This is a genomic window from Nocardia sichangensis, assembly GCF_047200615.1.
GTDB classification, from domain to species: Bacteria; Actinomycetota; Actinomycetes; order Mycobacteriales; family Mycobacteriaceae; genus Nocardia; species Nocardia sichangensis.
On sequence record NZ_JBJZOK010000006.1, the window covers coordinates 145,683 to 167,025 of the forward strand.

Annotated in this window: 23 protein-coding genes; 10 read left to right on the top strand and 13 right to left on the bottom strand. The window is 67.9% G+C overall.

What is annotated here, in order from left to right:
- Positions 1 to 15: 15 nt before the first annotated feature.
- A complete protein-coding gene (locus ACL03I_RS10770) occupies positions 16 to 564 on the bottom strand; it encodes a hypothetical protein (RefSeq protein WP_355078745.1) in 549 nt (182 codons plus the stop codon).
- Between the two features lie 210 nt (positions 565 to 774).
- On the opposite strand from ACL03I_RS10770, the gene ACL03I_RS10775 reads away from it, so the two are divergent.
- Positions 775 to 1,767: an LLM class F420-dependent oxidoreductase gene (locus ACL03I_RS10775; RefSeq protein WP_412805802.1), complete on the top strand. Its 993-nt coding sequence runs from the start codon at positions 775 to 777 to the stop codon at positions 1,765 to 1,767.
- 61 nt (positions 1,768 to 1,828) lie between these two features.
- Here ACL03I_RS10775 and ACL03I_RS10780 read toward each other — a convergent pair whose 3' ends face one another.
- From ACL03I_RS10780 to ACL03I_RS10800, 5 genes are all read right to left on the bottom strand, one after another.
- Positions 1,829 to 2,653 carry an SAM-dependent methyltransferase gene (locus ACL03I_RS10780; protein WP_355078743.1) on the bottom strand — a complete coding sequence of 275 codons (825 nt, stop codon included), beginning with the start codon at positions 2,651 to 2,653 and terminating at the stop codon, positions 1,829 to 1,831.
- Between the two features lie 184 nt (positions 2,654 to 2,837).
- Entirely contained in the window at positions 2,838 to 4,919 is a 2,082-nt protein-coding gene (gene nrdE / locus ACL03I_RS10785; protein WP_355078830.1) for a class 1b ribonucleoside-diphosphate reductase subunit alpha, read from the bottom strand.
- A gap of 62 nt (positions 4,920 to 4,981) precedes the next feature.
- On the bottom strand, positions 4,982 to 5,443 hold the full coding sequence (gene nrdI, locus ACL03I_RS10790; protein ID WP_355078742.1) for a class Ib ribonucleoside-diphosphate reductase assembly flavoprotein NrdI: 462 nt from the start codon (positions 5,441 to 5,443) through the stop codon (positions 4,982 to 4,984).
- 67 nt (positions 5,444 to 5,510) lie between these two features.
- Positions 5,511 to 5,744, bottom strand: coding sequence for a redoxin NrdH (locus tag ACL03I_RS10795; RefSeq protein WP_039799742.1), 234 nt, complete (start codon positions 5,742 to 5,744; stop codon positions 5,511 to 5,513).
- 392 nt (positions 5,745 to 6,136) lie between these two features.
- Complete coding sequence (locus tag ACL03I_RS10800; protein ID WP_355078741.1) at positions 6,137 to 6,706, bottom strand: NAD(P)H-dependent oxidoreductase; 570 nt, start codon at positions 6,704 to 6,706, stop codon at positions 6,137 to 6,139.
- A gap of 143 nt (positions 6,707 to 6,849) precedes the next feature.
- Between ACL03I_RS10800 and ACL03I_RS10805 the strand changes: the two genes are divergently transcribed.
- Positions 6,850 to 7,455, top strand: a complete 606-nt coding sequence (locus ACL03I_RS10805) for a TetR/AcrR family transcriptional regulator (RefSeq protein ID WP_412805880.1) — start codon at positions 6,850 to 6,852, stop codon at positions 7,453 to 7,455.
- Positions 7,456 to 7,477: 22 nt separating this feature from the next.
- Positions 7,478 to 8,302 (top strand): ammonia-dependent NAD(+) synthetase, encoded by an 825-nt coding sequence (gene nadE / locus ACL03I_RS10810; RefSeq protein WP_412805803.1) that lies wholly within the window; start codon positions 7,478 to 7,480, stop codon positions 8,300 to 8,302.
- 126 nt (positions 8,303 to 8,428) lie between these two features.
- Here the strand turns inward: nadE and ACL03I_RS10815 are convergent, their stop codons facing one another.
- Together ACL03I_RS10815 and moaA are read right to left on the bottom strand one after the other, a co-directional pair.
- Positions 8,429 to 8,671 carry a MoaD/ThiS family protein gene (locus ACL03I_RS10815; protein WP_356961082.1) on the bottom strand — a complete coding sequence of 81 codons (243 nt, stop codon included), beginning with the start codon at positions 8,669 to 8,671 and terminating at the stop codon, positions 8,429 to 8,431.
- Positions 8,664 to 9,722, bottom strand: coding sequence for a GTP 3',8-cyclase MoaA (gene moaA, locus ACL03I_RS10820; RefSeq protein ID WP_356961080.1), 1,059 nt, complete (start codon positions 9,720 to 9,722; stop codon positions 8,664 to 8,666). Before moaA ends, ACL03I_RS10815 begins: the two co-directional genes overlap by 8 nt.
- 231 nt (positions 9,723 to 9,953) lie before the next feature.
- Here moaA and ACL03I_RS10825 point away from each other — a divergent pair, with 231 nt between their 5' ends.
- The 4 genes from ACL03I_RS10825 (at position 9,954) to ACL03I_RS10840 (ending at position 13,773) form a co-directional block, all read left to right on the top strand.
- Positions 9,954 to 11,198, top strand: coding sequence for a molybdopterin molybdotransferase MoeA (locus ACL03I_RS10825; protein WP_355077703.1), 1,245 nt, complete (start codon positions 9,954 to 9,956; stop codon positions 11,196 to 11,198).
- Entirely contained in the window at positions 11,195 to 12,217 is a 1,023-nt protein-coding gene (moaCB, locus tag ACL03I_RS10830; RefSeq protein WP_356961076.1) for a bifunctional molybdenum cofactor biosynthesis protein MoaC/MoaB, read from the top strand. The genes ACL03I_RS10825 and moaCB overlap by 4 nt, the downstream gene beginning before the upstream one ends.
- Positions 12,204 to 12,638, top strand: coding sequence for a molybdenum cofactor biosynthesis protein MoaE (locus ACL03I_RS10835; protein WP_355077707.1), 435 nt, complete (start codon positions 12,204 to 12,206; stop codon positions 12,636 to 12,638). Before moaCB ends, ACL03I_RS10835 begins: the two co-directional genes overlap by 14 nt.
- Positions 12,639 to 12,759: 121 nt before the next feature.
- On the top strand, positions 12,760 to 13,773 hold the full coding sequence (locus tag ACL03I_RS10840) for an AraC family transcriptional regulator (protein ID WP_412805804.1): 1,014 nt from the start codon (positions 12,760 to 12,762) through the stop codon (positions 13,771 to 13,773).
- Here the strand turns inward: ACL03I_RS10840 and ACL03I_RS10845 are convergent.
- The 3 genes from ACL03I_RS10845 to ACL03I_RS10855 form a co-directional block, all read right to left on the bottom strand.
- The gene (locus tag ACL03I_RS10845; protein WP_355077710.1) at positions 13,763 to 13,954 is read right to left on the bottom strand and encodes a hypothetical protein; all 192 of its coding nucleotides are present in this window, start codon (positions 13,952 to 13,954) and stop codon (positions 13,763 to 13,765) included. The genes ACL03I_RS10840 and ACL03I_RS10845 overlap by 11 nt on opposite strands.
- 185 nt (positions 13,955 to 14,139) lie before the next feature.
- Entirely contained in the window at positions 14,140 to 15,174 is a 1,035-nt protein-coding gene (locus ACL03I_RS10850) for a CobW family GTP-binding protein (protein ID WP_355077712.1), read from the bottom strand.
- A gap of 94 nt (positions 15,175 to 15,268) precedes the next feature.
- Positions 15,269 to 16,627: an N-acetylmuramoyl-L-alanine amidase gene (locus tag ACL03I_RS10855; RefSeq protein WP_412805805.1), complete on the bottom strand. Its 1,359-nt coding sequence runs from the start codon at positions 16,625 to 16,627 to the stop codon at positions 15,269 to 15,271.
- 437 nt (positions 16,628 to 17,064) lie between these two features.
- Between ACL03I_RS10855 and ACL03I_RS10860 the strand changes: the two genes are divergently transcribed.
- Entirely contained in the window at positions 17,065 to 17,436 is a 372-nt protein-coding gene (locus ACL03I_RS10860; RefSeq protein WP_412805806.1) for a hypothetical protein, read from the top strand.
- Positions 17,437 to 17,493: 57 nt separating this feature from the next.
- A complete protein-coding gene (locus ACL03I_RS10865; protein WP_412805807.1) occupies positions 17,494 to 18,243 on the top strand; it encodes an SDR family oxidoreductase in 750 nt (249 codons plus the stop codon).
- 33 nt (positions 18,244 to 18,276) lie between these two features.
- On the opposite strand, the gene ACL03I_RS10870 is transcribed toward ACL03I_RS10865, so the two are convergent.
- Positions 18,277 to 19,134: a cyclopropane mycolic acid synthase family methyltransferase gene (locus ACL03I_RS10870; RefSeq protein ID WP_355077717.1), complete on the bottom strand. Its 858-nt coding sequence runs from the start codon at positions 19,132 to 19,134 to the stop codon at positions 18,277 to 18,279.
- A 179-nt stretch (positions 19,135 to 19,313) separates the two neighbouring features.
- Between ACL03I_RS10870 and ACL03I_RS10875 the strand changes: the two genes are divergently transcribed.
- Entirely contained in the window at positions 19,314 to 19,715 is a 402-nt protein-coding gene (locus ACL03I_RS10875; RefSeq protein ID WP_412805808.1) for a PaaI family thioesterase, read from the top strand.
- Here ACL03I_RS10875 and ACL03I_RS10880 read toward each other — a convergent pair.
- Positions 19,712 to 20,836, bottom strand: a complete 1,125-nt coding sequence (locus tag ACL03I_RS10880) for an MAB_1171c family putative transporter (RefSeq protein ID WP_412805809.1) — start codon at positions 20,834 to 20,836, stop codon at positions 19,712 to 19,714. The genes ACL03I_RS10875 and ACL03I_RS10880 overlap by 4 nt on opposite strands.
- Between the last annotated feature and the right edge of the window lie 507 nt (positions 20,837 to 21,343).

Here is a 21,343-nt window from a genome sequence, read left to right on the forward strand (position 1 = left end):
GGCCCGCGCACCGGACTACAGGTGCGCCCGCGGAAACCGATCCGTCGTCTCCAGCACGGCCCGCTCCGCGTCCTCCCAGGTCGGGACGTGTCGCACCCACTCGGGGACCGGCTCCGACTGCGCGCCGAACAGCAATCGGTGCGGCACTACCTCACGCAGCGCACGGTGAACGTCGACGCGATCGTCGATCATGTGCGTGATGCCGAGTTCGGCGCAGTGCACCGCCTTGTCCGCCCGGGCACGGCAGAAGCGCACGTTCTCCCGGGCGATCCCGGTGCGGTCGTAGAAGTCGTGGTGATCGAGCCACTGGCGGGTGCGCTGCTCGATCCGCGGGCCACATTTGGATATCACCCAGGCGCGCCCCTCGAACCGCCGGACCAGGCGCGGCAGTACCTCGAAAGCGCCCACGCTGGGCGGCGTGCGCAGCGCCTCCTCGAGCCCGCCGGAGAGGAACACCGTGTCCTCGTCCCCGGGCGCTAGAGCGGCCCCCTGGATGACCCGGCCGAAATCGACGCCGAGCCGAGGCTGCGTTTCTTTGTCCCGATGTCTTCTTTCCTCGTTCATACGTTTCCAGCGTGCGATATTCGCCCGCCTATCGCCAGCGAATTCTGTTGGTGAGCGGCCTTCCGGAATGGCCCATTCGGCCAGGGCGATCGCGGTGAATTCGATGCGTCGAGCGCCGAACGGTTGCCAGCGCGCGGCGCACTGGTAACAGTGAGGTAGAGGCCGCGGCGCTCGCCGCGGCCGTTTCGGGTACACACGAAGGAGATATTCGTGCGCTTCGGCATCTTCGTCCCGCAGGGTTGGCGGCTCGATCTGGTGGGCATCGATCCGGCGGACCAATGGGGGGTGATGCGAGACCTCGCCCAGCGCGCCGATGCGAACCCGGTGTGGGAATCGCTGTGGGTGTACGACCACTTCCACACCGTTCCGGTGCCCACCGAGGAGGCGACGCACGAAGCGTGGTCGCTGATGTCGGCGTTCGCCGCGACCACCTCGCGTATCCGCTTGGGCCAGATGTGTACCGCGATCAGCTACCGCAACCCGGCCTATCTGGCCAAGGTGGCCGCGACGGTCGACCTGATCTCCGGCGGACGCGTCGAGATGGGCATCGGCGGTGGCTGGTACGAGCACGAGTGGCGCGCCTACGGCTACGGATTCCCGTCCGCGGGCGAACGGCTGGGCCGCCTCGACGAAGGCGTGCAGATCTTCCGGCAGGCGTGGACCACCGGTTCGGCCACCCTCGACGGCAAGTACTACCAGGTGGACGGCGCGATCGTGCGCCCGCTTCCCCTCCAGCAGGGCGGGATTCCGCTGTGGATCGCTGGTGGAGGCGAGAAGAAGACGCTGCGCATCGCGGCGAAATACGCCCAGTACACCAACTTCAGCGGCAATCCCGACGAGTTCACCCACAAGTCCGAGGTGCTGCGCGCGCATTGCGCCGACGTCGGCACCGACTTCGACGCGATCGTCCGCAGTTCCAACTTCAATGTCGTCATCGGCTCCACGCAGGCCGAAGTAGAGGATCGCCAGGAGGCGCTGAAAGCCCGCCTGACGCCCGTCATCGGCGCCGACGCGGCCAAGTCCTACTTCGAGCAGCTGTACAACAGCGGCGCCGCCACCGGCACCCCCGAGCAGATCGCCGAGAACCTGCGCCGGGTCCGCGACCTCGGCCTCGGCTACGCCATCTTCAACTTCCCCGAAGCCGCCTACGACACCTCCGGCATCGAACTCTTCGAACGCGAAGTGCTCCCGGCCCTGAGCTGATCACGCGGGGCAGGACTCACGAGCACCGAGCCTCCGTGATTCCTGCCCCGGGAAGGTCCGCCTACCACACCTTACGGCCGACCGCGCTCCAGCAGTTCACTTGCGAGTCGAGCCAAGACGGCGACTCGCCCTGCGGACGCCATTGATTGGTGACGACGATTCCCGGGTCCAATAGTTCCAACCCGGTGAAGAAGCGGGCGAATTCGTCCCGCGTGCGCGTCTGGGCATAGACCCCGCTCTGCCGGTACACGTCGAGTGCGTCGGTCATCATCTCCGGTTCGAGGTCGGCGGTGATGTGCGAGACCACGAGGAACGATCCCGGCGCGAGAGCATCCATCAATGTCTCGACGATCCCGTAGGGGTCCTGCTCGTCGGCCAGGAAATGCAGCACGGCGACCAGGCTCAGCGCCACCGGGCGCTCCAGGTCCAGGGTCTCGCGGAGTTCGGGCGCGGACAAGATCGCCGCGGGGTCCTTCAGGTCGGCGTCGACGTACGCGGTGCGGCCCTCCGGCGTGCCGGTGAGCAGGGCGCGGGCATGGGTCAGCACGATCGGGTCGTTGTCCACGTAGACCACCCGCGCTTCGGGCGTCGGCGCCTGCGCCACCTGGTGCAGGTTCGGCTCGGTGGGGATGCCGGTGCCGACGTCGAGGAACTGCGTCACGCCCAACTCGGTCAGCGCGTTCACCGCACGGTGCATGAACGACCGGTTCTGCCGAGCCGCGACCCTGGTGGTGGGAAACGCCGCGATCACTTTCTCGGCCGCGTCCCGATCCACTTGATAGTGGTCTTTCCCACCCAGCACATAGTCGTATATTCGAGCGCTGCTCGGCACACTCGCGTCATGAATCGGCCTGAGCGGCTTCCCATTGCCGCCGAGATCGGTCATCGTCGTTCCCATCACTACCGGATCGCTTCTGCCCCAGCTTATTCCAGGCGCTGACGGCCTACCGCACGCGATGCGAGGAAGAGCGCAGGATGGGGTTGCGCTTCGAGCGTAGGCGAGTGCGCGATCTCAGCGGCCGCGGAATGCGAAAAGGGCCCCCTTCCGGAGGCCCTGTTCGCAACCCGAACTACAGCATGCAGGAGACGCAACCTTCGACTTCTGTTCCCTCCAAGGCCATCTGGCGCAGCCGGATGTAGTAGAGGGTCTTGATGCCCTTGCGCCAGGCGTAGATCTGGGCGCGGTTGAGATCGCGGGTGGTGGCGGAGTCCTTGAAGAACAACGTCAGCGACAGGCCCTGGTCCACGTGCTGGGTGGCCGCGGCGTAGGTGTCGATGATCTTCTCGTAGCCGATCTCGTAGGCATCCTCGTAGTACTCGAGGTTGTCGTTGGTCATGTAGGGCGCCGGATAGTAGACGCGCCCGATCTTGCCTTCCTTGCGGATCTCGATCTTCGACGCCACCGGGTGGATGGAGCTGGTGGAGTGGTTGATGTAGGAGATCGATCCGGTCGGCGGCACCGCCTGCAGGTTCTGGTTGTAGATGCCGTGCTCCATGACCGAGGCCTTCAGCTCGCGCCAGTCGTCCTGGGTCGGGATGTGCACGCCCGCGTCGGCGAACAGTCGCCGGACGCGCTCGGTCTTCGGCTCCCACACCTGATCGGTGTACTTGTCGAAGTACTCACCGCTGGCGTACTTCGATTCGGGGAAGCCGCCGAAGTACGTACCGCGCTCGATCGCGATCCGATTCGACGCCCGGATCGCGTGATAGACCACGGTGTAGAAGTAGATGTCGGTGAAGTCGATGCCCTCTTCGGACCCGTAGTGGACCCGTTCGCGCGCCAGGTAGCCGTGCAGATTCATCTGCCCGAGGCCGATGGCGTGGGAGAGGTTGTTGCCCTGCTCGATGGAGGGCACCGAGTAGATGTGGGTCTGGTCCGACACCGCCGTCAGCGCCCGGATGGCCACCTCGATGGTCTGCGCGAAATCGGGTGAGTCCATCGTCTTGGCGATGTTCAGCGACCCGAGGTTGCAGGAGATGTCCTTGCCCACCTTGGCATAGGACAGATCGTCGTTGAACTCCGACGGCGTGGAGACCTGCAGGATCTCCGAGCACAGGTTGGAGTGGGTGATCTTGCCCGCGATCGGGTTTGCCCGGTTCACCGTGTCCTCGAACATGATGTACGGATAACCCGACTCGAACTGCAACTCGGCGATGGTCTGGAAGAACTCGCGCGCCTTGATCTTCGACTTGCGGATGCGCTTGTCGTCGACCATCTCGTAGTACTTCTCGGTGACGTCGATGTCGGCGAACGGCTTGCCGTAGATGCGTTCCACGTCGTACGGCGAGAACAGGTACATGTCCTCGTTCTTCTTGGCCAGCTCGAAGGTGATGTCCGGGATGACCACGCCCAGCGAGAGCGTCTTGATGCGGATCTTCTCGTCCGCGTTCTCCCGCTTGGTGTCCAGGAACCGGTAGATGTCCGGGTGGTGCGCGTGCAGGTAGACCGCGCCCGCGCCCTGCCGCGCGCCGAGCTGGTTGGCGTAGGAGAACGAGTCCTCGAGCAGCTTCATGATCGGGATGACGCCCGAGCTCTGGTTCTCGATCTTCTTGATCGGCGCACCGTGCTCGCGAATGTTGCTCAGTAGCAGCGCCACTCCGCCGCCGCGCTTGGACAGCTGCAACGCGGAGTTGATCGAGCGCCCGATCGACTCCATGTTGTCCTCGATGCGCAGCAGGAAGCACGACACCGGCTCGCCACGCTGCTTCTTGCCCGAGTTCAGGAAGGTCGGGGTGGCCGGCTGGAAACGGCCTTCGATGATCTCGTCGACCAGTTGGCCCGCCAGCGCCTCGTCACCGGCGGCGAGCGTGAGCGCGACCATGCACACCCGGTCCTCGAACCGCTCCAGGTAGCGCTTGCCGTCGAAGGTCTTCAGCGTGTACGAGGTGTAGTACTTGAACGCGCCGAGGAAGGTGGGGAACCGGAACTTCTTGGCGTAGGCCTGCTTGAACAGCTTCTTGATGAACGCGCGGCTGTACTGCTCGAGAACCTCGGCCTCGTAGTAGTTCTCCTCGATCAGGTAGTCCAGCTTCTCGTCCAGGTTGTGGAAGAAGACGGTGTTCTGATTGACGTGCTGCAAGAAGTACTGGTGGGCGGCCTCACGGTCCTTGTCGAACTGGATCTCCCCGTCCGGGCCGTACAGGTTCAGCATCGCGTTGAGGGCGTGGTAGTCGAGGACCTCGCCCGCCTCGCCGCCGCGGACCGGGGGCTGCTCTAAGCGAGCTGTCTTTCCGGCCGGTGCTGTCGTTGCTGTTGCCAAAACAATCCCAATCCCTCTCGGACGCGCTCGACGTCCTCAGCGGTTCCCATGAGTTCGAAGCGATACAGGTACGGCACCCCGCACTTGCGTGCGATGAGCTCGCCCGCGTAGCAGAAGGTGTCGCCGAAGTTCGTGTTGCCCGCCGCGATCACCCCGCGCAGCAACGCGCGGTTGTGCGGGTCGTTGAGGAACTTGGCGACCTGCCTCGGCACGAAGTCCTTGTCGGAACGATCGCCCCCCAGTACGTGCCGACCGCCCCCGTAGGTGGGGACGATCAGCACGTACGGATGGTCTACGCGCAGTGAGTCGGCGGTGTGCAGTGGTATGCGAGTCGCCGGGAGACCCAGCTTCTCGACGAAGCGATGCGTGTTCTCCGAAGCGCTGGAGAAGTAGACCAGCGCCGTCGTCTCCGACATGGTCGCCTTCCTCTTCTCGGGAGCGCCGTAGCGCTCGCCCTCGGATGAACCGGAAGCGGTGGAAGCGTCAGGCCGCCACGGTCGCGAGCGACTTGATGCGGTCGGGACGGAAGCCCGACCAGTGATCGTCCCCCGCCACCACGACCGGCGCCTGCAGGTACCCGAGTGCCATGACGTAGTCACGCGCCTCGTCGTTCTCCGAGATGTCGATGACCTCGTAGTCCACCCCGGCCTTGTCGAGGGCCTTGTAGGTGGCGTTGCACTGGACGCAAGCGGGCTTGGTGTACACGGTGACGGTCATTGATGTCCCTCTCTCCTTGTGCCTGATCCACAGCCTGTGATCCGTTGCAATTCACGATCCGACGTATGCTGCGCAAACTCCTGGATCCGAGCTCGAATCCCCTGATCAGCCACCTGTGGCCGACTCGTGCCGAGTGAGGTCTCTCGCCGTCTTCCAGTACCGAAGACACTACACCTAGTGGCCGACAGATTCCTACAACACGACATGTAGCGAGTCACATTGATGAAATTCCATCCAGAGAAGTACCAGTACGCTCGATTCACCCCGACACAAAACAGTGGCGCAGATCACTCCACGGCGCGTCAGCTTACTTTCAGCAAACTTTCCGGCAAACGAAGAGGGCCACCGCTGCGCCCCGCAGCGATGGCCCTCGTTCAGACCGGAGAAGGAGCTTACACCGACGCCAATTCGCCGCGCGTGGCCTCCACCAAGTCGCGCACCGTACCGGCCAGCTGGGTCAGCGCCTCGGCATCGTCACGCGGATGCGTGGCGCCGAACCGCTCGCCGATGACCCCGAAGTGCAGGTGCGCGGACTCGACCACCCGCGCGCCCGCCACGCCCAGCGCCTTGACCGCGTCGCCGTGCGCCCACTGGGCGGCGTTCGGGCTGATCGATGCGCTCACCACGGCGGTGGGCTTGCTCTTGATCGCTCCCGCGCCGTAGGGACGGGAAGCCCAGTCGATCGCGTTCTTCAGCACCGCCGACAGCGTGCCGTTGTATTCCGGGGTCACCACCAGCAGGCCGTCCGCCTCGGCGACCGCGTCGCGCAGCGCCTGAGCGGCCGCGGGGACGGAGCCGGGGACATCGATGTCCTCGTTGTAGAACGGGATGTCGGCGAGCCCTTCGTAGAGAGTGACCTCGACACCCTCCGGCGCGCTGTGTGCCGCGGCCTCGGCGAGCCGCCGGTTGACCGACGCGGCGCGCAGGCTGCCGACGAGTGCGAGAATGCGGGTCTGGCTCATGACGACTCCTGGTGTACTGATGAGGTGGTGTCCGTACGTTCACCACACACTAACCGGACCATGGTCCGATTACTTCCCGCGGAGCCTGCGTGAGCGCTGTGAACTACCCCACACCGGACGCGTCGACCGATGGCGCACCTCGGCTGCTCGACGTCGGCACGCCATTGCCGGGCACCTCGGAGCCCGCCGAGCGCGCCGACGCGGCGCGCAACCGTCAACTGCTCCTGGACGCGGCGCAGCAACTGGTGCGAGAGCAAGGCGTCGACAGCCTCACCATGGACGCGCTGGCCAAACGCGCCGGGGTCGGCAAGGGCACGGTGTTCCGGCGGTTCGGAAGCAGATCCGGCCTGCTGCTCGCGCTGCTGGACCACTCGGAGCGGAAGTACCAGGAGTCGTTCATCTTCGGGCCGCCGCCGCTCGGACCGGGCGCGCCCCCGGTGGAACGACTGGTCGCCTTCGGGCGGGCCAGGCTCCTGGACATCGAGGTGGCAGGCGAGCTACACCGCGCCGCCGAGCTCGGCGAGGCGAGCGAACGCTATTCCGGTGGACCGTACGGACTACAGCGCGCGCACGTCGTGATGCTGTTGCGGCAGGCCGACGTGCCCGGGGAGGTCGCGCTGGTCGCCGACTGGCTGCTGGCGATGCTCGGCGCGGCGCTGGTCATGCACCAGATGCAAGTGCTCGGCTTCACCCGCGAGCAGATCGGCGACAACTGGGAGTTCGTCGTTCGGCGCGTCGTCGCCCGCTGAGCCGCCAGTAGACTCGGGCGCCATGGGGAACCTGCGTGCACAGATCATCAGTGAATTGGGCGTCCGGCCCACGATCGAACCGAAGGAAGAGATCCGCCGCCGGGTCGATTTCCTCAAGGACTATCTGAACGCGACTCCCGCACGAGGTTTCGTCCTCGGCATCAGCGGCGGACAGGACAGCGCTCTCGCGGGCCGGTTGTGCCAGCTCGCGGCCGAAGAACTGCGCGCGGACAGCGTGGACGCGACCTTCCTCGCCGTGCGGTTGCCCTACGGCGTCCAGGCCGACGAGGCCGACGCGCGCACCGCCCTGACGTTCATCCGGCCCGACCGGCAGGTCGTGGTCAACGTCCGGCCCAGCGCGAACGCCGCGGCCGCCGAGGCGGCGTCCGCCTTGCAGGTCCACCAGCTGCGTGACTTCGTGCGCGGCAATATCAAAGCGCGCGAACGCATGGTGATCCAGTACGCGCTGGCCGGGCAGGAGAATCTGCTCGTGGTCGGCACCGACCACGCGGCCGAGGCGGTCACCGGATTCTTCACCAAGTACGGCGACGGCGGCGTCGACCTGACCCCGCTCACCGGTCTGACCAAGCGCCAGGGCGCCGCCCTGCTCCAGGAACTCGGCGCGCCCCCGAGCATCTGGTCCAAGGTGCCCACCGCCGATCTGGAGGACGACCGGCCCGCCCTGCCCGACGAGGAAGCGCTCGGTCTGCGCTACAGCGAGATCGACGACTACCTGGAGGGCAAGGAGGTGACCCCCAAGGTCGCCGAACGGCTGGAGAGCATCTTCCACAACACCCGTCACAAGCGCACCGTCCCGGTGACGCCGCTGGACACCTGGTGGCGCTAGCCCTTCGGGGGGACCTCGGCGTCCGGCGAGGAGCGCCGCCGTGCAGCGTCGTCGCTCACGAAAACCGCGCACCTCATCGACACCTGGCACAGCTGGTCGTGGCGGCGCTGGATGTGAACGCGCCGCCTAGCCGCCCGCGAAGGGTGGCAGGACGTCGACGCGCGGGCTCAGCGCGACCGCGGGATCTCGGGTGAGTTCGTCACCGACCAGGTAGGCGCACACCGACAACATCTTGTCCAGGTCCGGGCCGTAGGCCGCCGCCAGGGTCGCGCGCAGGTCGGCCACCGTCGCTCCGGCCGGGAGGTCGAGCGTCTCGCCGTCCTTGCCGACGGCGTCGGCGATCGCGGCGAAGTAGCGGATCTCAACCACCGATGGCTCCCATCGTCCGCTCCGGCGGGACGAAGCCCTCGGCGTCGATGCCGTGACCGGCCCACTTGTTCCACATCGCACCGCGCCAGAGCGTCGCGAGTTCCTCGTCGTCGGCGCCGGAGCGCAGTGCCTGGCGCAGGTCGAATTCCTGGTCGCTGAACAGGCAGGAGCGCAGCATGCCGTCCGCGGTGAGCCGGGTGCGGTCGCAGGTGTCGCAAAACTTCCTGGTCACCGTGGCGATGATGCCCACGGTGCCGGGCCCGCCGTCGACCAGCCACTTCTCCGCGGGCGCCGACGGATCGGAGCGGCCCACCTCGTCGAGGGAGAACCGGGCGCCGAGCACGTCGAGCAGTTCGGCGGCGGTGACCATGTTGGCGCGGGCCCACTCGTGGTCGGCGTCCAGCGGCATCTCCTCGATGAAACGCAGCTCACAGCCCTCGTCCAGGCACCAGCGCAGCAGATCGGGCGCGCCGGAGAGGGTCTCCCGCATCAAGACGGCGTTGACCTTCACCGGGGCCAGCCCGGCGGCGCGGGCGGCGCGGATGCCCGCGAACACCGATTCGAGGCGGTCGCGGCGCGTCAACCGCGCGAAACCGGCCCGATCCACGGTGTCCAGCGAGACGTTCACCCGGTGCAGACCGGCGGCGGCGAGGCCGATCGCGCGGTGCTCTAGCCCGATGCCGTTGGTCGTCATGGCCAGCGGGATGTGCGGCACCTCGGCATGACAGCCCGAGATGATCTGTTCCAGGTCGCGGCGCATCAGCGGCTCGCCCCCGGTGAAGCGGACCTCGCGCACCCCCAGCTCCAGCACCGCGAGGCGCACCAGCCGGACGATCTCGTCCACCGTGAGCAGTTCGTGCCGGGGAATCTCCGGCAGCCCCTCCTCCGGCATGCAATAGGTACAGCGCAGCGAACACTTCTCGGTGATGGACACACGTAGGTCGCGGGCGACGCGTCCGAAACGATCCAGCAAATAGGGGGTGTCGGGACGGCCGGCGAGCGAGGGACGCCCGGAACGCACGGCCGGAATCCCGATCTCGACCAGAGTCACACGTCCATTATGACCGCCTGCCCCAATTCGTTCGCGGGCGGAATGCTCGATTTCGGCTCACTTCGGCCGCGGACAGGCGGTGAGGCCTTGCCACGGCGTCCGGCGACCTGCGCATGGCGGCAGAGGCGGAGAACCGCCCGGACCGGGCGTTAGGCGTACCTCCGCCTTCGCTCCGGCCATGCGCAGGCTGAGGACGGACTACGTCCGACCGCACCCATTAGGCTGACTCGCATGAACCCTCGGCCCGCCGGCGTCTCGGCCAGGCCCGTCGACGACTATCGCGACAGCATCGAACAGCTGCTGCGGCCACTGGCCGCGCGCGCGGTCGAGTCCGTCGCGGTGCCGCGGGCGCTGGGCAGGCAGCTGGCCGAAGACGTCCGTTCGCCGATCGATCTGCCGGTGTTCCGCAACTCCGCGATGGACGGGTACGCGGTGCGTGCCGAATCGGTGCTGGTCGCGCCGGTCACCCTGCCTTTGGCAGGCGTCGTCGCGGCGGGAGCCGCCGGCCGCGCGCCGCTGCCGCCCGGTGCGGCGATGAAGGTGATGACCGGTGCGCCGATCCCGCCCGGCGCGGACTGCGTGGTTCCGGTGGAGGACACCCGCGTCGGCGACGGCACGGTGACCATCGAGCGCGGCCGCAGCGCGGGGGAATTCGTGCGGGAACCGGGCACGGACGTCCGGACCGGTGACCTGCTCGCACGGGCGGGCATCACGCTCGCGCCCCGGCATGTCGCCGCCCTGGCCGCGGTCGGGTTGTCCGCGGTGGCGGTCTTCCGCGCGGTGCGCGGCGCGGTGATCACCACCGGCGACGAGCTGGTCGCGGCCGGAAAGCCGCTGCGCCCCGGCCAGATCTACAACTCCAACGGCGTCGCCCTCGCCGCGGCGCTCACCGCGAACGGCGTCGAGGTCGTCTCGGTGGCGCACAGTACCGACGATCCGGCGCGTTTCCGCGGGCTGCTGTCGGACGCGATGGAGCGCGCCGATGTGGTGTTCACCTCCGGTGGTGTGTCCAAGGGCGACTTCGAGGTGGTCAAGGACGTGCTCGAACCGATGGGCGGACGGTTCGGCTCGGTCGCGATGCAACCGGGCGGCCCGCAAGGGCTGACCGTCGTCGACGGTGTGCCGGTGCTCAGTTTCCCCGGCAACCCCGTCAGCACGATGGTGTCGTTCGAGGTGTTCGCCCGCCCGATCCTGCGGCGCCTCGCCGGTCTGCCCGAGGTGGACACCTACGAGCTCCCCCTGTTCAACGCCGTGCCGCGCTCGCCGGAGGGCAAGCGTCAGTTCCTGCGGGGGAGGCTGATCCGTGGGCACTCGAGTGAGTCGTCCGCGTCCGGACGGCCGCGTGCGGTCGAGGTGGTGTCCGGTCCGGGCTCGCATCTCGTGGCGGCCATGGCGAAAGCCGACGTGCTGATCGATGTACCCGCCGAGGTCACCGCTCTGCCCGCGGGCGCGGTTGTGCGAGTGTGGACCTTATGAGCGAGTTGTCCCATGTCGACCACGAAGGTCGCGCCCGCATGGTCGATGTGAGCGCGAAGAGCGAGACCACCCGGATCGCCGTCGCGGCAGGCGAGTTGCGCACCACGGCCGAGGTGGTCGCGCTGGTACGGGCCGACGACATGCCGAAGGCGGACGTGCTGTCCACCGCCCGCATCGCGGGCATCGCGGGGGCGAAGAAGACCTCCGAGTTGATCCCGCTGTGCCATCAGCTGGCGCTGTCGTCGGTGCGGGTGGAGTTCGGTTTCACCGACACCGCCATCACCATCGAGGCCACCGCGAAGACCAAGGGTCCGACGGGTGTCGAGATGGAGGCGCTCACCGCGGTCGCGGTCGCGGGTCTCACCCTGCACGACATGGTGAAGGCGGTCGACCCCGCGGCAGTACTCACCGGCGTGCGCCTGCTGACCAAAGAAGGCGGCAAACACGGTCATTGGGAGCGCCCCGACGACGCGGCCTCGGACGAGAGCGAGGACGAGCCGGTCACCGCCGACTACGCCGAGCCCGAATTCGACGAGGAGGAACGCTCGGCCGTGGTGCTGGTCGCGTCGACCGGGGTCGCGGCGGGCACCCGCGTCGACACCACCGGTCCGGTGCTCGTGGACTGGCTGTCCGGCCTCGGCTTCTCGGTGCGGGGCCCGCTGGTCTACGCCGACGCCGAGATCGAATTCGGACTCGCCGACGCGCTGCGCTTCGAACCCGCACTCGTCATCAGCACCGGTGGGACCGGAGCCTCCCCCACCGACGCCACCCCGGAGGCCACCCTCGCCTTGCTCGATCGCGAACTACCCGGTGTGGCGGAGGCGATCCGGCAGCGCGGCACCGCGAAGTTCCCGCTGGCGGCGCTGAGCCGCGGCGTGGCGGGACTCGCGGGACGCTCGGTGATCGTGAATCTGCCCGGGTCGCCGGGCGGCGTGAAAGACGGCATCGCGGTGCTGGAACCGCTGCTGGATCATCTGCTCGCACAAGTCGCCGGAGGTGGAAGTCATGACAACGGCTGAGGCTACGGTCCGGCTCGCCCGGATCAGCGACCAGCCGCTGGACCCAGCGGAGGTCGAGGAGGCGGTGTCCGGATCGCATTACGGCGCTGTCGTGGTGTTCACCGGGAAAGTCCGCGACCACGATGGCGGACAAGCCGTTTCGGCCCTGGAATACTCCGCGCACCCGCAGGCGGAGCGGTTCCTGCACACCGTCTGCGCCGAACTCGCCGCCACGCACGGCCTGCCGGTCGCGGCCGTGCACCGCGTCGGCTCGCTCGACATCGGTGACCGCGCGATCGTCGTCGCGGTGGCGGCGGCGCATCGCGGCGCGGCGTTCGCGGCGTGCGCGGAACTGGTGGACCGGATCAAACACGAAGTCCCGATCTGGAAGCGCCAGCTGTTCGCCGACGGACTGTCGGAATGGGTGAACGCCTGCGGGTGATCTGACCGTGACGTGAATCTCATGACGAATCAACACGTCCGGTATAGCGTGTGCGCGCGGTATCGCTTCACTCGGAGACCGACGGTGCGCCGATCGGTCGCGTGGCAGAAGGGAGCACGCGATGGGAACCGATCAGGTTCTGCTCCACCGGTTCGTCATCTCGCAACTCATCGCGGCCGGGGTGGACCGCGACCGGCTGCTCCGGGAAACCGGATTGCCGGAGTGGACCATGGCGGGCGACGACCTGCACCTGCCCAGCCAGATGTTCTCCCGGCTGTGGGAGATCGGTGAACTCGAACTCGGCGATCCGGACGTCGCCCTGAACGTGGCGAGCCGCTACGAACTGACCTGCCTGGGGCTCTACGACTATCTGTTCTCCTCGGCGCCGACACTGGGGGCCGGACTGGCGACCTGCGGTCCGTACGTCACCGCGGTGACTACCAACCACCGGTTCGACCTGGTCGCGGAGAACGACGACGAAGTCACCTTGTATCTGGACATAATCGACGGGGAAGGCCGCGGCCGCGATCTCACCCAACTCTGGGGGCTGAGCGCGGTGCTCAGCCGGGCGCGGCGCGTGGTGCGTGAACCGCTGGCCCCGGTGCGGGTCGCGCTGCGCCAGCACGCGCCCACCAAGATCGACACCTTCATCGAGGTGTTCGGCACCCCCGCGATCGAGTTCGACGCGCCGGTGGACGCTATGACCTTCCGCGCCTCGGACATGGATCTGCCGCTGACCACCAGCGATCCGGTCCTGGCCGGCATCCTGCAACCCTTGGCCGCCGCGCTTCCGCCACCGCCGCCGCTGGCCACCGCATGGCCCGAACGCGTCGCGGCCGCCCTGGCGGACTGCCTGGAGGACGGCGACGCGTCCCTGGAGCGGGTGGCGCGGAGGCTGGCCACCAGCCCGCGCACGCTCCAGCGGCGGTTGCGCGAGGCGGGTACCACGTGGCGCGCCGAGCTGGACCGGGCGCGCGGCGCGCGGCTGGTCGCCGCGACCGCCACGGGGCCGCTGAGCCCCTCGCGCCAAGCCGAGATCCTCGGCTACTCCGACCCGGGATCGCTGCGGCGCGCGGCTCGGCGCTGGTCGCTGGCCACCCACGCGCCGCGCACCGAGCGGAGCTTCACGGCCTGAGGAAACGCGCGGCGATCGACCAGAAGGTCGCGTCCTCGATCGCCCGGAAATCCCAGCTGTTGGTGAGTGCGTGGGTCTCGGCGACGATCGCGGGAACGTCGAAGTCGTCGCGGGTGGCGGTGCCCTTGGCCTCCAGCACCTCGATGACGTACGCGGTGGCGCTCTCCATGGAATCTGACACGGGAAACTCCCATCGGTCGCAGGACGATTCGGTCGGTAACGGATCGGCTGCCGAGCGGCGCCGCGCGCGGCAATACGCTCCCGGTGCCCACCGACCGGCGGACACGCATCCAGTCTCATGAAAAGACCGCTCTGTCACCAGCACCGAACACGACATGTCGCGACCGAACGCGCCAATCTGCGCGCTCAGTGCGGCGTATAACGCCATACCCCGAGCATGCTCTGCGAATCGAGCGGTTCGGCGTCGTCGTGCACCGTGTCACGAAGCCGCGCCATGGCCTTGTCGGTGTGCAGACCGGCACCGATGAGCACCAGCTGCGCCCCCCGCGATTCGCCGCGCGACCAGCCACCCGGCTCGAAGACGATGTGGCGGCCGACCATGTGCAGGACGAATTTCCTGCGTTCGCCCGCCACCCCGAAGGCGGCGAAGCCCTTGGCCCGGAACAATCCCGGTGGCGGGTCCTCCAGGAAGCCGATCAGTTTGCGCGGGTCCAGCTCCCGGTCGCTGGCGAAGGAGACGCTGGTGTAGTCGTCGTGCAGATGGCGGTGCCCGGCGTGGTCGTGGTGCTCGTGCTCGACCAGCAGTTCGTCGAAGCTCAGTTGCTCGGCCACCAGCTGGCGTTCGCGTCGCGGTCGGTCGAACAGCAGTCCGGGATCGATCCGGCCGTGGGTGGTCGCGTACACCGGCACCGAGCCGACCAGCGCCGCGATGTCCGCACGCAGCCGTGCGAGCTGCTCGGGCGCCACCCGATCGGCCTTGTTCACCACCACCAGGTCGGCCAGCCGCACATGAGTGCGCAGCTCCGGATGCCGGGCACTGCTGTCCGGGAACTGTTCGGCGTCGACCACCTCGACCAGGCCGCCGTAGCGCAGGCGCGGATTGTCGCTGCCGACCACCATCCGGATGAGATTGCGCGGCTCGGCCAAGCCGCTGGCCTCCACCACGATCACGTCGATTCCGGCGCGCGGCTGCGTGAGCCGGGTGAACAGCTCGTCCAGTTCGGTGACGTCGACGGCGCAGCACACGCAGCCGTTGCCGAGCGAGACCATCGCGTCGACCTGCCCGGCGACCAGCATCGAATCGACGTTGATCGCCCCGAAGTCATTGACCACCACGCCGATCCGGGTCCCCCGGTTGTTTCGCAGCAAATGATTGAGCAGCGTGGTCTTCCCCGAACCGAGAAACCCCGCGACGAGCACAACAGGAATCCGGTCAGCCATTCCGCTCACCCTAGTGCGCCGCGAGACCCGCGGGAAAAGCCGGACGCCACCCTCGCCGTGGTGAGGGTGGCGTCCGGTGGGTTCGGTGCGCGGACTATTTCGCGGGGCCCAGCAGCATGCCCGCCAGGCTGTAACCGAGATTGATCAACTCCGTGCTGATGGCGTTGTTGTCCAGCCCGAGCATCTTCGCCAACGGCATCAGCAACTCCATGATCGAAGCGTTGCCCCCGGCGGCCCCGGGGGACTGCTGTGCGTTCGGCGTGCCCGGCGACTGGGTTCCGGAAGCACCCGGCGATTTCGGCGCCGCCGACGCACCGGGTGACTGCGGTGTCGCCGTTCCTGGAGCCGGTTTCGGCGTCGTGGTGCTGGGAACCGACTGCGCCTGCGGCACCGCCGGTGCCGCAGGGCTCTGCGGCACACCGGGAGTCGTGTAACTCTGCGGCACCGCGGGAATCACCTGGGCCTGCGGTACCGCCGGGTTCGTCTGAGCCTGGGGAGCGAACGGGTTCGTCTGGGCTTGGGGGGCGAACGGGTTCGTCTGGGCCTGCGGCGTTCCCGGCGTCGGAGCCTGCGGCGTTTCCGGGGCGGCCGCGGGATGGTCGAACGACGCACCCTGCGGCGTGCTCTGGCCGCCCTGCTGATCCGGCGCGGCACTCGGCTGCGGTGTGCCGAGCAGGTAACCGACCACGCCGGTGGTCAGCGCGATCGCGTGCTTGAGCTGCCCGTCCGGTGTCTCCAGCGACGCCGCGTCCTCGGGATTGGCGCCATTGCCCATCTCGAGGAAGACGAGCGGAACGGTGGTCAACGCGGGCCCGGCGATGTCCGTGCGGGTCTGCAGACCGTCCACCACCCCGCCGTAGTTTGCGGGCGGGAATCCCGCATCGCGATACGCGTCGCGCACCGACTTGGACGCGGCGAGTCCCGCTCCCGCCTGGACCTGATCGACGATCAGATTCGGGATGGGCAGCTCCGGGATGATCAGGTGGAATCCGCGATCCTGCGCGGGCGCGCTGTCGGCATGGATGCTCACGGCGACGTCGGCGCCGGACTGGCTCGCCGCGCGGGCCCGTTCGTCGACGCAGCCGCCCCAGTTCATATCGTCCTGGCGGCTCAGCACGACGTGCGCGCCGAGCGTCTCCAGCGATGTCTTGACGACCTGCGCGACGTTCCAGGTGATGGTGTGCTCGGGAACGCCGTTCATCGTGGTCATGCCGGTGGTCTGGCAGTCCTTGGTGCCGCCGCGACCATCGCTGACCTGTCTGGCCAAGTCCTGGGAGTGGTTGGACCCCTGGTGGCCGGGGTCCAGGAATACGGTCTTGCCTGCGAGCTTCTTCGACATGTCCAGCGGCGACGGCGCCGCCTGCGCGCTGGCCGGAAACAATCCGGACAACGTCACCGTTACCGCGGCCGTGACCGCGGTGCAGATACCGGCTTTGACGATGCTTGGCTTCATAGTGCGGTCGGTGCCCCGGGACGGAGCACCCCTCCCTTCCCACTTGTAACACCAAACCCAATGGTCACTCTGGCAACGCATGTATCAGCAAAGCAAGGTGCGTGATCGAAGTGTTACAGCATGCGCGACGCCCGGCGGTCAGATCCGCCCCGGCGGTTTGCGCAGAGATAGCAGAGCGTAATGCACGTGGGTCGGCACTGTCTCGATCGGCACGCCGAAATCCGTGGCGACTTCCCGATACGTCGGGATTGCCCGGCATTTTCTCGGCGATAGCGATGTCCGTGTGGTCCGGTCCGGAAACGCGGATTCCGGCACACCACCTGGTCGGTTCTGGTAATGCTTGCCGCGGAGATGCGGGGGATCTCTCGAGTCGGCCGCGACGGCGGGAGCACGACGACCCGTGGACGCGGCGGGAGTACAAGTCAAGGAGAACCGGTATGCGTGCTAGCGCGCTCCTCCTCACGGGAGCCATGAGTTCCGCGGTGACCCTGCTCGCGGCGGCGACGGCGACGGCCGAACCCGCGAACACCATCTCGCAGGATGGCGTCTATTCGGTCGGCGTCGATATCGTCCCCGGTCTCTGGGAGGCGCCCGGCACGAGCGACCCCGCCTACGCGTGTGATTGGCGCAGGTTGTGGAAGGTCGAGGGCGACAACACGAACATGCGGTACATCATCGCGAACAACTACACCCGGCTCGGCCCGGTCCGGGTGCGGATCAAGCCGACCGACGTCGGGTTCAAGACCGAGAACTGCGGGCCGTGGCGGTTGCTGTCGACAGCGCCGCCGACCGGCTCCTCCGGCGACTGAAACGACGGAGGCGCACTCGACGGACGACGCCCGACTGTGCCTTATAAGGTCAGCCGCATGTCGCGAAAAAGGATTCTGATCACCGGCGCGAGCGCGGGCCTCGGGGCCGCCATGGCGCGCGATTTCGCCGCCGACGGCCGCGACCTCGCGCTGTGCGCCCGCAGGCTGGACGCGCTCACACAGTTGCGCGACGAGCTGGTGGCGAGTCATCCCGGAATCACCGTCGCGGTGCGCGCGCTCGACGTGGACGACCACGCGGCGGTGCCGGCCGTCTTCGGCGAACTGCGCGACGAACTCGGCGGCTTGGACCGGGTGATCGTCAACGCCGGGATCGGCAAGGGAGCACCGATCGGCACCGGACGGGCCGACGCGAATCTCGCGACGGCCACCACGAACTTCGTCAGCGCGCTCGCGCAGGCGGAAGCGGCGCTGGAGATCTTCCGCGCGCAGCGGGCGGGGCACCTGGTACTCGTCGCGTCGATGAGCGCGGTGCGCGGGCTGCCCGGCAAGAAGGCGGCCTATTCGGCGAGCAAGGCGGGGCTCGCCGCGCTCGGCGAGGCACTGTCCACCGAATTGGCACGCTCGCCGATCCGGGTGACCACCCTGCTGCCGGGTTTCATCGCCACCGATATGGCGGCCAAGGCGGGCGACGCGCGGATGGTCGCGCCCCTGGACAAGGGCGTGGCGGCGATGGTGGCCGCCATCGAGCAGGAGCGACGCCGGGCCTGCGTCCCCGGGTGGCCGTGGCGGCTGATCGACCTCGCGCTCCCCCATCTCCCCGACGCCGTGGTGGCGCGGATGAGCTGAACCGGCCCCCGCCGGGGCGGCGCTGAATGAGCGTCACTTGACCAGCGTGAACTGCACGATATCGATGCGACCGGCGCGGAATTGCGCCGCGCACCCGGTCAGATACTTCATGTACCGCTGGTAGACCTCCTCGGATGCCAGGGCGACCGCCTCCTCCCGATGCGCCCGCAGCGCCTCGGCCCAGCAGTCGAGGGTGCGCGCGTAGTGCGGCCGCAATTCCTGCATCTTCTCCGTGCCCAACCCGGCGCGCCCGGCCAGGCGCGTGACCTCGGCAGGATGCGGCAGCTGCCCGCCGGGGAAGATCTCTCGTTTGATGAAGATCTGGAACAGCGCGTCGTCCCGGGTCACCGGGATGCCCATGCGCCGCAAGTCTTTCAACGTCCACCCCACGATCGTGTGCAGCAGCATCCTGCCGTCCGGCGGCAGCATCCGGTGACACCGCTGGAAGAACGTCTCGTAGCGCGACCGCCGGAAGTGCTCGAACGCGCCGATGCTGACGATCCGGTCGACTTCGCCCTCGTATTCCTCCCAACCCTGCAGCCGGACCTGCACACCGGGGATGCGCTCGCGCTCGATCTTGTCCCTGACGTAGTCGTACTGGTTGCGACTGAGCGTCAGACCCACGACCGTGGCGCCGTAGGCCGTGGCGGCGCGCAGCATCGTCGACCCCCACCCGCAGCCGACGTCCAGCAGGGTCATCCCCGGCCGCAGGTCGAGCTTGCCCAGGGCCAAGTCGATCTTCGCGCGCTGCGCTTGCTCCAACGTCATGTCCGGTCGCTCGAACCAGGCGCAGCTGTAGGTCATCGTCGGGTCGAGGAAGAGTGCGTAGAACTCGTCGGAGAGGTCGTAGTGGGCCTGCACCTGCCGATAGAACGGTTGGAGGTTGGTCATCGCGTTTCTCCTGTTCATCGGGTTCATCAGCTGATACCCGCGCGCCGCCGCCGCGTTTCGCCGCACGCGGACCGATACGCAACCGATGTGCGGGTCACCGTTCGGCAACGGCGGCGGAAGAAGGTCGATTACCCGCGAGGTAATCGACTCCGTGACCCGCGGCAGGCAGGATCGCGGACATGATCGATGAGACGGGCACGAAGTTGTTCCACCAGACCATGCCGTTCACCGAACGCCTCGGCGTCGAGGTGCTCGCGCACGGGCCCGAGCTGGTGCGCAGCCGCCTGGCCTGGGACGAATCGCTGTGCACGCTGGGCGGCGTGCTGCACGGCGGGGTGCTGATGTCGCTGGCCGACGCCACCGGCGCGGTCTGCGCGTTCCTCAACCTGCCGGAGGGCAAGCAGGGCACCACCACGGTGGAGTCGAAGACGAACTTCCTGCGCGCGGTCCGTTCCGGGTACGCCGTCGCGTCGGCCACGCCGCTGCACGCCGGACGCTCGTTCGTCGTGGTCGAGACGATGATCCGGGACGACGCGGACAAGCTGGTCGCGAAGGTCACCCAGACCCAAGCGGTGCTCTAGCCGACGCCGACGGCCGAGGGGACTCGCTCGCCCGCCGCCGCGCGGGCCACGGGCCACACCCGGGCGAGATCGAGCAGTTGCCGCAGCCCGGCGTCGAAATCCGGCGCCGGGACCGGCAACCGGGCCGGGGACGATCCGATCGGGGCCGCTCCCGCCTCGCGCGCGAGCGCCGCGCACGCCACTTGGTGCGCATAGTCGGTCAGCGGACATCCCGAGCCTGCCATCGCCGACGTCGGGGCGTAGCGGCCGAGTTGCAGCAGCGCGTCCTGGATCTCCACGGTCATGCGCATCAGCCGGGTCTCCGGGTCGGCCTGCTCACCGGCCGCGGGCCGCAGCACGATCTCGGGCACCGCGGTGGTGAGATCCCGCCACAGCGGGCGCAGCCTGCGACCGGCGCGTCCGGCCCGATCCAGTTCCGCCATCGCCAGCAATGTCTGGACCAGCGGAATCGCGACCAACGTCGCGTCGACCAACAGGCACAGGGTGACCGTCGTTTCGACCCTGACCATCTGCGCGCCCAAGCCTTGCCATCCGGTGACGACCCACACCGTCGACAGCACCAGATTCGCCCCGAAGAGGGTCGCCGCCCAGATCAGCGTGCCACACACCAGCTTTCCCGCCAATCCGATGCCACCGGCCCGCAGTTCATGCGCGCACATGCGCGCCAGCAGCCAGACGTTCAGCAGCAGCGGGAGGCCGAACGCGGTCCACACCACCACGCCCTCGGTGTCGAGGGTCAGCTCGACCAGCCTGCCGTCCTGTCGCGCCGACGTGCCCGCCAGCAGGATCGCGGCGGTGGACGCGGCCGCCAGCGTGCAGCAGACGCGGTGCCTGCGCCGGATCGCGGCCGGTTCCGCGCCCAACGCCCAGATACGGACGATCCCTTGCAAGCACATCGATGACATCACCGTGCAACCCAGCGCGAGCTGATGGGCGAGACTCGCGATGCCGGGCGTCATGCCGCAGCGATACAGCAGCAGACTCAGCAACCCCCACCCGAACAGCTTGTTCAGCAGCCGGTCGACGATCGTGTCGCGTACCAGCAACCACCGGCCCGCGAAGACGGCCGCGACGAAGCCGACGACCGGCCACGCGATGATTCCCGGAATCGATGCCGCCATCGGCCGACCTCCCCACCCACGAAACTGTCCTTTGCGAACGATAACGTTGTCGCGTGTTCGTGACCACGCGGAACAAGAATCGGCGGCAACCGATAGCCGAGGCATGCACCGAACCGATGTCTTATTTGTCCAATTATCGACATCGCGTGCCGAGCGCGGGGCGGACATCGTTTGTCACCGGCCCCAGAACTTCCGCCGCGCCGTCGGCGACTGTCACAACAGCGTGCCGAATAGCCAATTCCATAAGGACACAAAACATTCGGCGGAATCGCTGTGGATGTTACGCTGTATCACATAGAGTTTCAGTGACGACACTCACCTCCGACACGCACCTCCCGGCGGGTGCGCCTGCTCTTCGTAGCCCGCGAACGCGGCTCTACCTCATGCTCTGCCCGCCCGTTCGTGCGGCAAGAACGGAGATATCTGTGCGCGATGAACCACGATCAGCTTTCCGGCCCGAGCGAATCGATGGTGCATCGATCGAAATCGACTTCGTTCCCCCGGCGC